The organism is Pseudofrankia inefficax (assembly GCF_000166135.1).
GTDB classification, from domain to species: domain Bacteria; phylum Actinomycetota; class Actinomycetes; order Frankiales; family Frankiaceae; genus Pseudofrankia; species Pseudofrankia inefficax.
This window is the reverse complement of sequence record NC_014666.1, coordinates 4280552-4294425: the sequence shown is the minus strand read 5'-3', so window position 1 is coordinate 4294425 and position 13874 is coordinate 4280552. Positions and strand designations below refer to the sequence as shown.

Annotated in this window: 14 protein-coding genes; 11 read left to right on the top strand and 3 right to left on the bottom strand. The window is 72.6% G+C overall.

Annotated elements, in window-relative coordinates; translation table 11 throughout:
• Positions 1–93 precede the first annotated feature (93 nt).
• Positions 94–867 (bottom strand): SAM-dependent methyltransferase, encoded by a 774-nt coding sequence (locus tag FRAEUI1C_RS17310; RefSeq protein WP_157735453.1) that lies wholly within the window; start codon positions 865–867, stop codon positions 94–96.
• Between the two features lie 187 nt (positions 868–1054).
• Positions 1055–1681, bottom strand: coding sequence for a TetR/AcrR family transcriptional regulator (locus FRAEUI1C_RS17305; RefSeq protein ID WP_013424609.1), 627 nt, complete (start codon positions 1679–1681; stop codon positions 1055–1057).
• A 94-nt stretch (positions 1682–1775) separates the two neighbouring features.
• Here FRAEUI1C_RS17305 and FRAEUI1C_RS17300 point away from each other — a divergent pair, with 94 nt between their 5' ends.
• Both FRAEUI1C_RS17300 and FRAEUI1C_RS17295 read left to right on the top strand, forming a co-directional pair.
• Positions 1776–2738, top strand: a complete 963-nt coding sequence (locus FRAEUI1C_RS17300; protein ID WP_013424608.1) for a zinc-binding dehydrogenase — start codon at positions 1776–1778, stop codon at positions 2736–2738.
• A gap of 110 nt (positions 2739–2848) precedes the next feature.
• On the top strand, positions 2849–3757 hold the full coding sequence (locus tag FRAEUI1C_RS17295; RefSeq protein ID WP_013424607.1) for a glutathione S-transferase C-terminal domain-containing protein: 909 nt from the start codon (positions 2849–2851) through the stop codon (positions 3755–3757).
• 48 nt (positions 3758–3805) lie between these two features.
• On the opposite strand, the gene FRAEUI1C_RS17290 is transcribed toward FRAEUI1C_RS17295, so the two are convergent.
• Positions 3806–4681, bottom strand: coding sequence for an NmrA family NAD(P)-binding protein (locus FRAEUI1C_RS17290; protein ID WP_013424606.1), 876 nt, complete (start codon positions 4679–4681; stop codon positions 3806–3808).
• A gap of 82 nt (positions 4682–4763) precedes the next feature.
• Here FRAEUI1C_RS17290 and FRAEUI1C_RS17285 point away from each other — a divergent pair, with 82 nt between their 5' ends.
• The 9 genes from FRAEUI1C_RS17285 (at position 4764) to FRAEUI1C_RS17250 (ending at position 13842) form a co-directional block, all read left to right on the top strand.
• Positions 4764–5378, top strand: coding sequence for a TetR/AcrR family transcriptional regulator (locus FRAEUI1C_RS17285; RefSeq protein ID WP_013424605.1), 615 nt, complete (start codon positions 4764–4766; stop codon positions 5376–5378).
• Between the two features lie 398 nt (positions 5379–5776).
• Entirely contained in the window at positions 5777–6691 is a 915-nt protein-coding gene (locus FRAEUI1C_RS17280; protein ID WP_013424604.1) for a TauD/TfdA dioxygenase family protein, read from the top strand.
• 29 nt (positions 6692–6720) lie between these two features.
• Positions 6721–7539 carry an IclR family transcriptional regulator gene (locus FRAEUI1C_RS17275; RefSeq protein ID WP_049806931.1) on the top strand — a complete coding sequence of 273 codons (819 nt, stop codon included), beginning with the start codon at positions 6721–6723 and terminating at the stop codon, positions 7537–7539.
• A 94-nt stretch (positions 7540–7633) separates the two neighbouring features.
• Complete coding sequence (locus FRAEUI1C_RS41930; protein ID WP_368411197.1) at positions 7634–7774, top strand: putative leader peptide; 141 nt, start codon at positions 7634–7636, stop codon at positions 7772–7774.
• A 259-nt stretch (positions 7775–8033) separates the two neighbouring features.
• Positions 8034–8831, top strand: a complete 798-nt coding sequence (locus FRAEUI1C_RS17270) for an SDR family NAD(P)-dependent oxidoreductase (protein ID WP_013424602.1) — start codon at positions 8034–8036, stop codon at positions 8829–8831.
• A gap of 47 nt (positions 8832–8878) precedes the next feature.
• A complete protein-coding gene (locus FRAEUI1C_RS17265) occupies positions 8879–10114 on the top strand; it encodes an acyl-CoA dehydrogenase family protein (protein ID WP_013424601.1) in 1236 nt (411 codons plus the stop codon).
• A gap of 26 nt (positions 10115–10140) precedes the next feature.
• Entirely contained in the window at positions 10141–11748 is a 1608-nt protein-coding gene (locus FRAEUI1C_RS17260; RefSeq protein WP_013424600.1) for a rhodanese-like domain-containing protein, read from the top strand.
• Between the two features lie 61 nt (positions 11749–11809).
• On the top strand, positions 11810–12721 hold the full coding sequence (locus FRAEUI1C_RS17255; RefSeq protein ID WP_013424599.1) for a TauD/TfdA dioxygenase family protein: 912 nt from the start codon (positions 11810–11812) through the stop codon (positions 12719–12721).
• A gap of 20 nt (positions 12722–12741) precedes the next feature.
• On the top strand, positions 12742–13842 hold the full coding sequence (locus tag FRAEUI1C_RS17250; protein WP_013424598.1) for an ABC transporter substrate-binding protein: 1101 nt from the start codon (positions 12742–12744) through the stop codon (positions 13840–13842).
• Positions 13843–13874: the final 32 nt, after the last annotated feature.

The following is a 13874-nucleotide window of genomic DNA, read 5'->3' as shown; positions in this document are numbered from 1 at the left end:
CGCTCACCCGTAGGTCGAATGGCATAGCCCCGGATCGACACGCGCAACTCAGCGCGCCCCGCGAGTTCGCGCAGCCCCGGACCCGGGGCGCGGCTAGGCCTTGCGGGCGACCGCTCCGTGGCTGCCGATCGGCCGTGGGCTGGTGCCGGGCTCGGGCCGCCACAGCGGGGTGGACACCACCCCGGGCTCGACAAGATCGAGCCCGTCGAAGTACCTGGCGATCTGCGCGGGCGTCCGCGGGTAGTACGGGTCGCCGGCCTCCTTGCGGCGGCGGGCCGCCTCGATCGCCCCCTGGGCCTCCTCGGCGCTGGCGATCGTGCCGTCGTTGACGACCAGGTAGCTGCCGGCGGGAACCGCGTCGATCAGCCTGGCCACGATCTCGCACGCCTCGTCGGTGTCGGCGACGTTGCCCAGCACGCCGAGCATCATCAGGCCGATCGGGCGGGTGAAGTCGAGGACGTCGCCGGCCGCCGCGAGGATCGTCCTGGGGTCGCGGACGTCAGCCTCGACGTAGGCGGTCACGCCCTGCGGAGTGCTGGTCAGCAGGGCGCGGGCATGGACCAGGACCAGTGGGTCCCGGTCGACGTAGACGACGCGGGCGTCCGGGGCGATGGCCTGCGCGACCTCGTGGGTGTTGCCCGCCGTGGGCAGGCCGGTGCCGATGTCGAGGAACTGGCGGATGCCCACCTCCCCGGCCAGGAAGCTCACCACGCGGGAGAGGAAGCCGCGCGACTCGCGCGCGACGTCGATGATCTCCGGGTAGACCTCGCGGACCTGCTCCCCGACCACCCGGTCGACCGGGTAGTTGTCCTTGCCGCCCAGCCAGTAGTTCCACACCCGCGCGGAGTGCGGCACCGTGGTGTCCAGGAGGGGCACTGGGGACTTGTCCGAACCAGGTACCACGTCTGCCGCCACTTGCACTCCCCGGACCAAACCGCCTCGCCAGCCTGCCCACCGTAGACCATCCGGGAACGGATGAACCGGCGGCGCCGCTCTTCTGCTCCGCGCGGCGACCCTCCGGCCGGTCGGGACGGTCGACCACCCGGCCTGACGGCTACTGGACCCTGGACAGCGGCAGGCGCACGGGCGGCGGGAGCGGCGCCCGCACGGGGTTGGCCTGGAACGACTGGAGCATCAGGGCGGCGAAGCGCCGGGAGGCCGCCACCCGCATCCTGGCGGACTCGGCGCGGATGCCCTCGTTCGCCATCAGCGCCAGGCTGATGTCCTCCAGCACGAAGTCGTCCCGCAGGAAACCCGCCGTCTTCGCGCGCCGCACGAGTTCGAGCAGCATCCGCAGGGCCCGGTCCCGGTCGGCGGCGAACTCGGCCGTCTGGGGCAGCCGGGAGGTGAACGCGCGGGCGAATCCCCGGTCGAGGGCGTGCAGCTCCATGAGCTTCTCGATCACCAGGGCGAAGCCGCGCCACGGGTCGTCGGCCGCGAGCCCCTCGTCGACGATCGCCGAGCACAGTGCCATCTGCTCGGCGAAGGCGGCGGCCTCCAGCGTCTCCTTGGTCGGGAAGTGCCGGTAGACGGTCGCGACGCCGACCCCGGCGCGCCGGGCGATCTCCCGGATGGGCACGTCAAGGCCCTCGGCGGCGAACGCGGCGCGCGCGACCGCGAGGATGCGACCGCGGTTGTCACGGGCGTCGGAGCGCAGCGTCGCTCTCACTTGGACGGCCATCGCTCTCACTTTAGCCAAACGGACGGGGTGCTCCGTTACGGTCGGCCGGTCCGCAGCAGATCGAGGACCAACGGGTCCAGAACCGGAGACGACCGTGAAGGCAGTTGCGATCCAGGCGTTCGGAGACCCCGAGGGGCTCGCCGTCATCGATCTTCCCAACCCGAGTCCGGCCGAGGGTCAGGTTCTGATCGCCATCGAGGCGATCGGGGTCGGCGGCGTCGACGCCGTGATCCGCAGTGGGGCCGTCGCCGCCTACGGTTTCCAGCGGGGCCACATCCTCGGCGGGGAGATCGCGGGCACCGTCGCCGCGGTCGGGCCCGGCGTCGACCCCGCCTGGGTCGGGCGACGGGTGTGGACCTTCCTCGGGCTGGGCGGCGGCTACGCCGAGCTTGCCGTCGCCCCGGTCGAGGGGCTCATCCCCCTGGCCGCGGACGTGTCGGCCGTCGACGCGGTGACGCTCGGGACCTCGGGCCGGGTGGCTCACTTCGGCCTGCGGCACGCCCGCTTCGCGCCCGGCGAGTCCGTGCTGGTGCGCGGCGCGGCCGGCGGCATCGGGATCATGACCGTCCAGCTCGCGGCGCGGGCGGGAGCGGGCGCGGTCGCGGTCACGACGTCGTCGCCCGAGCGTGGAGCGCGGCTGCGCGCGCTCGGCGCGACCCACGTGCTGGACCGCGCCGGGGTGGGAGAACCGGACGGACCGGCCGGCTACGACGTCATCATCGACGTCATCGCCGGCCGGGACCTGCCGTCGTTCTTCGCGCTGCTCAACCCGAACGGCCGCCTGGTGGCCGTCGGCGCGGTCGCCGGAGACCCACCTGCGGATTTCGGCCTGCCGATGTTCGCGGCGTTCCAGAAGTCGCTGTCGTTCGCCACCTTCAGCGCGAACACCGTGCCCGAGGCGGACCAGCTCGCGGTGACCGCCAAGCTGTTCACCGACACGGCCCGCGGCGAGCTGCGCTCGGTCGTCCACGAGGCGCTGCCCCTGGAGAAGGCCGTCCTGGCCCACCAGAAGATGGCCGCCGGCGAGGTCTTCGGCCGTATCGCGCTACTGACCTGACCTGACGGCCGAGGTCGGCCCGCCAGCTTCACCGGAATAGTTGGAATTGGGGTCGCCTTGTGAACGTGGGCGCGTGAGCAGCGCCGGCTCCGACAGGAATGAGGACGCCCATGTCCGAGGCCCCCGTCATCTCCCGGACCACCGAGCCCGCGTACGCCAGCCCCACCGACGTGGCGGCCCACGGCCCGTACACGATCAGGCGGGACCCGGCGGACGCCCGGCCGCTGTACCGGTTCACCGGTCGGATCACCGCGGACGGGTCGAGCGGGTTCCCGGCCGAGCCGGGCCGCTACCACCTCTACTCCGGCTGGTTCTGCCCGTGGGCGCAGCGTGTCCTGCTGCAGCGCGCCCTGCGCGGTCTCGAGGACGTCATCAGCCTCTCCTACGTCGACAACACCCGCGACGCCCGCGGCTGGGCGTTCCGTGAGACATACGGGCCTGACCCGGTGAACGGCTTCACCCTGCTGCGGGACGCCTACGAGGCGACCGAGCCCGGCTTCGACGGTCACGTCTCCGTGCCGACGCTGTGGGACCGCGAGACCCGCCAGGTCGTCTCGAACGACTTCGTCAGCCTGGGGATCGACCTGGCCACCCAGTTCGGCCAGTGGTCGACCGGCGCCGACACCTACCCCGAGCATCTGCGCGCGGAGATCGCCGAGCTCGACGGGTGGATCGGGCCGGCGGTGAACCACGGCACGCATCGGGCGGCGCGGGACGAGGCGGTCCGCGCGACGTTGCTGGCCGCGTTCGCGCGGCTCGACGCCCGGCTGGCCGACGCCGACTACCTGGTCGGCGGCCAGCTGACCGAGGCCGACGTGCGGCTGTGGGTGTCGCTGGTCCGCTACCGCGGCCGCGCCGGCGACCTGGCGACCCTGCCGCCGCTGTCCGACTATCCGCGGCTGTGGGCCTACGCCCGCGCCCTCTACCAGCTCCCCGCGTTCCGGGCCACGACCGACTTCTCCACCTTCAGCGAGCCCGCCGCCGTCCTGGCCGGCTGGGACGCCGCTCCCACCGGGTAGGCGACACACGGGCGCGGGCCGGCCACCGTCCCCGCACCCGGGCCCGGCTCAGCGCACGCCGAGGTCGGCGCCGAGGTCGAGGTCCGCCAGGAACCGCTCGAAGGTCCGCGGATCGGCGCCGGTCAGCTCGCGCACGGTCGGGGTGACCGCGGCCAGGCTCCCGTCCGCGATCTCGTCCCACAGCTCGGCCACGTCGGCGGCGAACGACGCGGGAACGCCCTGCGCGACGAGCCGGGCCGTCATCTCGCGCGGTGGCAGCTCCAGCGACCCGACCGGCCGGCCGAACGCGGCCGACAGCCGGGCGGCGATCTCCGCCTGGGTCAGTGCCTCGGGCCCCGTCAGCACGAAGGTCCCACGAGCGGGCTCGGCCCCGGTCAGCAGCACCGCGGCGCACGCGGCGATGTCGAAGCAGTCGATGTACGACACCCGGGCGCCGCCGGCGATGCCGAGCAGGTCGCCGTTCTCGCTGAAGGCGCCGGCGCCGGTCAGGAAGTTCTGCATGAACCCGCTCGGCTGCAGCACCGCGGACGCGACCGGTGCCGCGGCCAGATGCCGCTCGATCTCCCAGTGCGCGCCGGCGGCGAGCTTGGCGCCCTGGCGCGCGCCCCAGACCGACACCTTGACGATCGCCTGGACGCCGGCCGCGACGGCCGTGTCGATCGCGGCGAGCTGCTGGCCGACCATCGGCTGGCGCGGGCCGGAGGTGGGGACCGCGCCGGCGCCGTTGAGGAACAGCCGGTCCACCCCGGCGAGGGCCGCCGCGACCGAGTCCGGGTCGTCGAAGTCGCCAACCACGACGTCGCAGCCGAGCGCCCGGCCCTTCGCCTCGTCGCGCACCATCGCCCGGAACGGCACGTCGAGCTCGCGCAGGCGCCGCACCAGCCTCGTGCCGATGGACCCGGTCGCGCCGGTAATGAGGATCATGTCGCGCTCTCCGCTTCGGTAATCTGAGGGTGCCTCGAGAAAGGATATTGAGGGTGCCTCGACTTAACAAGAGACGGTCGCGTTGACCGCCGGACCGCCGACCCGGCGGCGCGCGCCACGGGCCGACGCCCGGCGCAACGCCGAGCTGCTGCTCGCCGCGGCCGACACCGAGTTCCGGGAACGCGGGGTCGACGCGCCGCTGGAGCACGTCGCCCGGCGGGCCGGCGTCGCGATCGGCACGCTCTACAGCCACTTCCCGAACCGCCGCGCGCTGCTCCGGGCGCTGCTGCGCGACCGCAACGAGGAGCTGTTCGGCCGCGGCGCCGACCTGCTCACCGAGCCCGCACTCCCTGGAACCCCGGGCGACGCGGGCGAGGCGCTCACGGCGTGGATGCGGATGGTCGTCGAGCATGCCGCCGCCTACCAGGGCCTGGCCAGCGTGCTCGTCGACGGCGTCGGCGACGAGGCGTCGGAGCTGCACGCCAGCTGCGCGCGGATGGACGCCATCGGCGAGCGCCTGGTCGAGCGGGCCCGCGCGGCCGGCCGCATCCGCGAAGACGTCGCGGGACGCGACGTCTTCGCGCTGATGAACGCGGCCGCGTGGCTACGGGAGCACGGATCGCCCGAGCAGGCCGATCGCCTGCTGGAGTTCACGGCCGCCGGCATGGGCCTTCCGCCGGCCGAGGCCAGGGCGTGAGCGTCTTACCCACTACACCTATGGGAAAAGTAGGAGTACGCTGCCGACCATGCAGCCGTCCCCGGTCCTCCGCCGCGGCCTCGCGCCGCGAGGCGCGGGATCCGCGCTGGTGGCGGTCTCGCTGACCAGCCGACGCGCCGTCGACCTGATGCGGGTCGCCAGCCGTCTCTGTCGCTGACGACCCGCGACAGCCGGCCGGCTCTGGGAGCCCACCGGCCCCGGCCTTTTCGAACCCGTTCAGCTCCTGAGGTTGCGACGCAGGACGTCCAGCCACGCGCGACGACGCGCTACCGACACCACACCGCCGGCCTGCGCGCCGGCGTCGCGTGGGCGCCGGACCATCGGGCGTCCGTCACGGACCCACGCTCGACCCGTCCTGAACGTGAAGAGGGCTCGGCATGCTCAACCAGATACACAGCCCCGGAAAGCTCGTGCGGGTACCGGTCGGCCGCACGCCTGTCTCGGCGCTCGGCGTGGCGCCCTCGTGGAAACCGCTGTCGGACCGGTTCGGGGTCGAGGTGCGCGGACTCAACCTCGCCAACGTCACCGACGAGGACAGCTCGTCGTTGCGCGGGCTCCTGCTGCGCCACGGGGTCGTGGCCGTCCCGGACCAGATCCTCGACCCGGACCAGCACATCGCCCTGGCGGCCAGGTTCGGCCGGGTGACGCCGTCGAGCGCGGTCATCCCGGGCCTCAACCGGGCGTACCCACAGATCAAGGTCATCGACAGCCGCCGGTGGGACGGCGGCCTCGACGCCTGGCACAGCGTCATGCAGTACATGCCGGAGCCGGCCGCGGTGCTGGTGCTCTACCTGCGGGTCGCCCCTCCCGGCGGGACCACGCTGCGGTGGCTGTCCCGGGAGTCGGCCTACGACGCGCTCGACCCGGACCTCAAGGCCCGGTTGCGGGGGGTTCGCGGGGTGCACCACGCCCCGGCCCTGGACGAGTACCTGCGCGCGTTCGGCCCGGGCCGCTGGAACGGGCGCACGATCACCCGGGTCGACCCCGTCGAGCACCCGGTCGTGCGCGTGCACCCGGAGACGGGCCGGCTCGGCCTGTTCATCGACCCCTGGAGCACGCAGGCTCTCGTCGGGGTGCCGGCGGCGCAGGGCCGGCGGCTGCTGGAACGCCTGGTCGACCATCTGACCAGCCCGGAGCACGAGGCCTCCTATCCGGCCGAGCCGGGCACGGTCGTGCTGGTCGACATGCGGTCGACGCTGATGCGGGCGACCGACGCGCCGGGGCCCCGCATCCTGCACCGGGTGGGCGTCTACGACGTGCGCCCAGCCGAACCGGTGGACGACCGTTGGTGACGGCCTCTCCCGATCTCGATACTGGTCGGGTGGCCCGCACCGATCCGAACACCGTCCAGTCCGTGCTGCGGGCGGCCAGCCTGCTCGACTGCTTCGCCGACGGCCAGCGGGACAGGACCCTGACGGAGCTCGCGGCGGCCACCGGGCTGACGACCAGCACGGCGTACCGCCTGCTGCGGACGCTCACCCAGGCGGGGCTGCTCTGGCGGGAGCCTCAGTCGGAGCGCTACCTGCCCGGTCCGGCCCTGCTGCGGCTGGCCCGGTCCGTGCTGGACGGCGGGGACGTCGCCAGCACCCGTGAGGTGGTCGAGAGCCTGGGCGTGCGGACCGGACTGCCGGTCACGCTGGCCGTTCGGGTCGACGGCGAGGTGGCGGCCGTCCTGGGCGCGGCCGGCGACGGTTCCGGCCTGCCTGACCCGCGGGCGTCGCCGCGCCTGCCGCTGCACGCGACCGCGCTCGGGAAGGTGCTGCTCGCCTACGCGGCACCCGACGGCGGCCGGGTGGCCGACGGGACCGCGGGTGCGCCCGGCTCCCTGTCACGGTTCACGGACGCGACGATCGACTCGGCCGAGGATCTCGCGGCGGAGCTGGACCGGACCGTCGCGCGGGCCTACGCGCTGGAAGACGTCGAGTACCAGCCGGACCGGCGCGGCGTCGCCGTCCCGGTCCGGGGCGACGACGGGCGGGTGGTCGCGGCCCTCGGCGTGGTCGGCACGACCCGGTCGCTCCCGCTGGACGCCCTGCCACGGCTCGGCCTCGAACTCGCGGCGGCGGCCGGCGCGCTCAGCCTGCCGCTCTCCCTCTTCCCGGGCCGGCCGGCCGGCTTCGCGAGCCCGCCCACGCCGTAAGTTCACTGGATCAGTGGTTTTTGCCGCATCGCGGGAATTAGGTCTTTACCGGCGCTCGCCCAGCAGGTAGCGTGAATCTCAGAAGGAGGCCATTGTGACTGTCGACCGCGACGTGACGTCGCAGGACCGCCGCCGCGCTCATACCGGAGCGCCGCGGCCATCCGGTCGCGTCCTTCTTCTGACCAGGCGACGCCATGTCGATCTCATGCGTAACAGTGGCGCAGTCTGTCCGTAGCATTTAGCTCACGTTTTCGGCGGGCCGCGCGGGCCCGGCCTCTCTGACTGCTTCCGCGCCGATTCTCTCGGTCATCGGTCGCTGTCCGGAACGCCCAAACCCCGCGCACCGCCGCGTCCTTCGACGCGTCGGATTCCCCGGAACGCGGTCTTTTCGGCAACGGTCTCCGCGGTTTCCGACGACCGTTCTCCTTGTCATTCCGTCATGCGGCGACGGCTGTCCCCCGCGTGCGGTTCACGCTGCCCAGAAAGAGAACGCCATGGACCTCGGACTCACCGACAAGCGCGCCATAGTGACCGGCGCGAGCCAGGGAATCGGACTGGCGATCGCGCACGCCCTGGCGGCGGAGGGCGTCGACCTCGTGCTGGCCGCGCGCTCGGCCGACAAGCTGGAACGTGCCGCCGAGCAGGTGGCGCAACGCCACGGCCGCAAGGTGTTCGCCGTGGCGACCGACACCGGCGACGACGAGTCGGTCCGCCGCCTCGTCGACGAGACCGTACAACGGCTCGGCGGCGTCGACATCCTGGTCAACAACGCCTCGAACCAGACGGCCGGCTACCCGTTCCCGCCCCTGGCCGAGACCACCGACGAGGCGTTCTGGGCCGACGTGAACATCAAGGTCGTCGGCTACCTGCGGACCAGCCGGGCCGTCGCGCCGCTTCTGACCGCCCAGGGCTGGGGCCGGATCATCAACATCAGCGGCCTGGGCGCCCGGCAGACGCACTCGATCGTGCGCACCATCCGCAACGTCAGCGTCGCCGCGCTGACCAAGAACCTCGCCGACGAGCTCGGCCCGCACGGGGTGAACGTGACGGTCGTCCACCCGGGGGCGACCCGCACCGACACCAACGCCGCGCTGCTGGCCGAGGCATCGGGCGCCGGCGCGGACGCCAGCCCGGACAGCATCCGGCGGGCGGTCAACACCTCCATCGGCCGGATCGTCGAGGCCCACGAGGTCGCCGACGTCGTCGCCTTCCTGGCCTCGCCCCGCAGCGTGAGCATCACCGGCGACGCGATCGCGGCCGGCGGCGGCCTCGTCGGCTCCGTCTACTACTGAGCCGCCGCCCCGATGACGACCCGATCGACCTCGCCCGGAGCTGGCAGATGACGACCCTGGAAACGCTCGACGTGCCCGATTGCGTCGCCACCGCGGTGCGGCCCCGATCCGCCGAGCTGCGCGCCCTGCTCGCGCGGCTCGCGCAGGGCGAGCCCGACCGCGAGCACGACGCCCGGCCGCCCTGGGAGCAGTTCGCGCTGATCCGCCAGGCGCGCCTGGGCGCGTTGCGGCTGCCGGCCGCGTGGGGCGGCGGCGGGGCCTCGATCCGTGAGCTGTTCGAGACCGTGCTCGACCTGGGCGCGGCCGACCCGAACATCGCGCAGAGCCTGCGCAACCACTTCCTGATCGTCGAGGGCCGGCTGCGCGCCGCGGCCGGCGCCGAGGACCCGCTGCTGGCCAGGGTGCTCGGCGGCGCCCTGTTCGGGGCCTCGTCGTCCGAGCCGGGCACGCCCAACATCGGCCAGCGGGAGCAGGCCCACTCGACGGCCGTGACGCCCGACGCCGACGGCTTCCGGCTGGACGGGACGAAGGTCTACAGCACGGGAAACCTGTACGCGGACTTCATCGTGGTCTCCGCCGGTACCGCCGACGGCGCCACCACGCAGGTGGTCGTCCCCGCCGACCGCGCCGGGGTGATCCACGAGGACGACTGGGACGGGATCGGCCAACGGCTCACCGGGAGCGGCACCACCCGGTTCTCCGGGGTCCGCCTGGCCCCCGAGGACTTCCTGTCCGGTCAGGACGCCTGGTCGGACAAGGGCTCGGCCTATCCGGCGACGTTTCCGCAGCTGTGGCTGACGACCGTCATCGCGGGCATTCTGCGGCAGGTCGCGCAGGACGCGGCGGCTCTCGTCCGGGAACGGGTGCGCACCTTCTACCATGCGCCCGCCGAGCGTCCCGTCGATGACCCAATCCTCCAGGAGACGGTCGGTTATATCGCCAGCGCTGCCTATGCGGCCGAGGCCCTCGTCCTCGATGCCGCCGATACGTTGGACGCCTCCGTCTCGGCCATTCTGGCCGGCGACGGAAATCCCGACCTGGACGCCGCCGCCGCATTGAAGGCCGCGAAAGCCAAGGTCGTGATCGACGAGCTGGCGCAGCGTGCCGCGACGGCCCTCTTCGACGCGGGCGGCGCCACGGCCGCCCGCCGCGGCGCGCATCTCGACCGGCACTGGCGCAACATTCGCACCCTCGCCTCGCACAATCCGCGCAGCTACAAGGCGCAGCGGATCGGCGCCCACCTGATCAGCGGAACACCGCTGCCCAACGGCGCCTACTTCTAGCGTTCATCTCGATCAGGAGAATGCACATGACGGGCTCGGCCATTTCGGCGGAAGACCTCCACACCCTGCTGGGCGCCAGCGGTGAGTTCGCCCTGCTCGACGTCCGGGACGCCCGCGTCACCGCGGAGCGCGGCTCCATCCTGCTCGGGGTCGCCGCGCCGCTCGGCGTCCTGGAGACGAGGATCGACACCCTGGTCCCCCGCCGCTCGACGCCGGTCGTCGTGTACGACAGCGGCGACGAGGGCCTGGCGGCGCGGGCGGCGCGGCGCCTCACCGAGCTGGGCTACTCCGACGTGCGGCCGCTGGACGGCGGGCTGCGCGCCTGGGCCGACGCGGGCCACAAGGTGCACACCGGCGGCGACCACGTGGTCGGGCAGGCGTTCGGCGAGTTCGTCGAGGACGTCTACAAGACCCCGCACGTCACCGTCGCCGAGCTGCTCGCGGCGCAGGCCGAGGGCCGCGACGTCGTGATCCTCGACAGCCGGCCGCTGGAGGAGTTCCAGGTCCACAGCCTGCCGGGCGGCACGTCCATCCCGGGCGCCGAGCTCGTCTACCGCGTCGACGAGGTCGTCGCCTCGCCGGACGCGCTGGTCGTCGTCAACTGCGCCGGGCGCACCCGCAGCATCATCGGCGCCCAGACCCTGATCAACGCCGGGCTGCCCAACCGGGTGGTCGCGCTGGAGGGCGGCACCCAGTCCTGGATCCTCGAAGGGCACACCCTCGACCACGGCAAGGCCTCGGCCGCGCCGCCGCCGCGGCCGGCGAACGTCGAGACCGCGCGGGCCCGGGCCCGCGGCGTCGCCGAGCGCTTCGGCATCCGGACCATCGACGGCCCGACGCTGCGCCGGTTCCAGGCCGAGGGTGACGAACGCTCGGTGTACCTGCTCGACGTCCGGCCGCGCGAGGAGTTCGAGGCCGGCCACGTGCCGGGCTCGCTGTCGGCGCCGAGCTGGGATCTCGCGCCGTGGGTCTTCCGGCACGTCGGCACGCACAACGCCCGGATCGTGCTGGTCGACGGGCCCGACCTGGTGCGCGCCACCGTGGCGGCCTCCTGGGTCACCCAGATCGGCTGGGGCGAGGTGTTCGTCACCAGCACCGACTCCGGCGCGGAGCTGGAGACCGGCCCGGTCGCGCCGGTCGTGCTCGGGCTCGCCGAGGTCGACCTGGTCGAGGCGGGCGCGCTGCGCGACGCCCTCGGTTCGGCCACGGCTCCGCTGGTCGTGGACCTGGCGCCGAGCAACGGCTACCTGGCGGGTCATCTGCCGGGCGCCGTGTTCGCCCCGCGGGCCCGGCTCGCCGACGCGGCGGCGGAACTGCCCGGCGACGGCGCCGTCGTGCTGACCTCCCCGGACGGCGTCGTCGCCCGTTTGGCGGCGCCCGAGCTAGCCGCCGCCACCGACCGGCCGGTCAAGGTCCTGGCCGGTGGAACCGCGGCCTGGGTCGCGGCCGGATTCCCGGTCGAGGCCGGGGACGGGCATTTCGTGGCTCCCGCCGAGGACGCGATTCGCCACGGCTGGTTCGAATCCGATCCCGAGCGGCAGAAGGAGGGGTTCCGCCGCTACCTGGCCTGGGAGATCGGCCTCGTCGCCGAGCTGCGCGAGGACGACACCGTGCCGTTCAGGACCTTTCTCTAGCCGTCATCTCTCTAGCCGTTGTCGACAGCCCTCATCCACGAGACCGGTAAGGAGCACTGCCGTGACCGTGACCACCGTTCAGAACCTGCAGATTCGCCCCCTGAACGCGGCGTTCGGCGCCGAGATCACCGGGGTGGACCTGCGCGGGCCTTTGGACGCCGAGACCGTGGCCGCGCTGCGCCAGGCGTGGCTCGACTATCAGGTCGTCTTCTTTCCCGAACAGCACCTCACCATCGACCAGCAGGTCGCCTTCACCCGCAATTTCGGCGAGCTCACGGCGCCGAGCGCGATCCTCGCGCCCGTCGACGCGGACCACCGGGAGGTCGTCGCGTTCGACAGCCGCGAGTTCCGGGAGGAGTACGTCAAGGTCGGGCGCCACCACGGCTGGCACGTCGACATCACCTTCCAGGCGACGCCGCCGGCCGGCTCGGTCTTCAACATCGTCAAGCTCCCCCCGGTGGGTGGGGCGACGCTGTTCGCGTCGGCGCAGGCCGCCTACGAAACGCTGAGCCCGCCGATCCACGACCTGCTCGACGGCCTCGTCGCGATCCACTCGTTCGGCCGGCCGAGCCGCGCCGGCGGCGGTATCAGCGCGACCGGCGTGTGGGAGGACGAGCCGGTCGACGGAGGCTTCGTCGAGCATCCGGTGGTCGCCGTTCACCCTGAGACCGGCCGCAAGGGCCTCTTCGTCAACCCGGGATTCACCCGCGCGATCAAGGGCCTTTCCCCACGGGAAAGCGCGGCTCTGCTGGAGCTGCTCTACGACCACACTCTCGATATCGACAACATCATCCAGTACCGCTGGAACAACGGTGGTGTCGGTTTCTGGGACAACCGGGCGATCTGGCACCGGCGCGCCGACGATTTCGACCCCGACGCGGTGCGCATCGTCCACCGCGTGCAGCTGCGAGGCAGCGCCCCTACCGGCCCTGACCCGGCGGAACGCACCAAGAATCACTCCCACAGCATTTAGCACATCGAAAGGGAAACATCGTGAAGGGCTCCACCACTAGGCTCGCGCGCAACAGACGGGGCGTCGTTGTCCTCGTCGCCCTCAGCCTCGGGCTCACCGCGGCGGCCTGCTCCAGCTCGGGGGGTTCCGCCGCGACCCCGGCCACGTCGGGCACGGCCGCGGCCACTCCCGACCTGAGCAAGGTGACCCTGCGACTGGGTCAGATCACCGCCAGCGAATCGGCCCAGATCAAGGCCTCGGGAATCTTCGACGACACGCCGTACAAGGTCTCGTGGTCGACGTTCGCCGGCCCGGCCCCGATGATGACGGCCCTGTTGGCGAACGCGATCGACGCGGGCGTGAACTTCGGTGACGTCTCCGTCACCCTGGCCAACGCGAACGGCGCGACGCCGTGGACCGCCGAGAACGCGCCGGCCAAGACGATCGGCGTCCTGGCCACCACCTACCCGATCTACGAGACCATCGCGACGACGAAGTCCGGCATCACCAGCCTCGCCGACATCAAGGGCAAGCGGTACGCCTACAACAACGGCGGCAACATCCAGGCCCAGTACCTGCTGGACCTCAAGAAGGCCGGTCTGACCCCCGACGACGTGACGCCGATCGTCATTCAGGCCGCGACGCAGGGCAGCACCTTCGCGGCCGGCGCCACCGACGTCCTGAGCACCTCGACCTCTGTCGCCGTCCCCTTCATCGCGGAGGGAACCGCCCGGGTCATCGCCACGCAGGACGACATCGGCCTGCCCGGGCTCAACGCGTTCGTGGCCAGCACGAAGGCCCTGAAGGACCCGGCGAAGCGGGCCGCGTTCTCCGACGTGCTCACCCGCCTGACGAAGTTCTACGCCTGGTACCCGAAGAACCTGCCGGCGCTGGCCAAGCTGTCGGAGACGGTCGGGAACGTGCCGGCGAAGTACTCGCTGGAAGAGGCCAAGGCCATCGGCAGTTACCTGACCCCGACCACGCCGGAGATCATCACCAAGGAGCAGGCCCTCGCCGACCTGCTGGTCGAGGGCGGCGTCATCAAGACGAAGGTCGACGTCAGCGCCCAGTACGACCAGTCGTTCAACGCGGTCATCTCAGCCGGGAACGCGGCGAACGGCGTGCCGCAGCCCACCAGCTGACCCATCCCGGCGAGAGGCCGTCCGCCCACGGA

Excerpts from the sequence above, each read along its gene's own strand:
- FRAEUI1C_RS17305 (WP_013424609.1), bottom strand. The coding sequence starts at position 1,681 with ATGGCCGTCCAAGTGAGAGCGACGCTGCGCTCCGACGCCCGTGACAAC.
- FRAEUI1C_RS17295 (WP_013424607.1), top strand. The coding sequence starts at position 2,849 with ATGTCCGAGGCCCCCGTCATCTCCCGGACCACCGAGCCCGCGTACGCC.
- FRAEUI1C_RS17290 (WP_013424606.1), bottom strand. The coding sequence starts at position 4,681 with ATGATCCTCATTACCGGCGCGACCGGGTCCATCGGCACGAGGCTGGTG.
- FRAEUI1C_RS17280 (WP_013424604.1), top strand. The coding sequence starts at position 5,777 with ATGCTCAACCAGATACACAGCCCCGGAAAGCTCGTGCGGGTACCGGTC.
- FRAEUI1C_RS17270 (WP_013424602.1), top strand. The coding sequence starts at position 8,034 with ATGGACCTCGGACTCACCGACAAGCGCGCCATAGTGACCGGCGCGAGC.
- FRAEUI1C_RS17265 (WP_013424601.1), top strand. The coding sequence starts at position 8,879 with ATGACGACCCTGGAAACGCTCGACGTGCCCGATTGCGTCGCCACCGCG.
- FRAEUI1C_RS17260 (WP_013424600.1), top strand. The coding sequence starts at position 10,141 with ATGACGGGCTCGGCCATTTCGGCGGAAGACCTCCACACCCTGCTGGGC.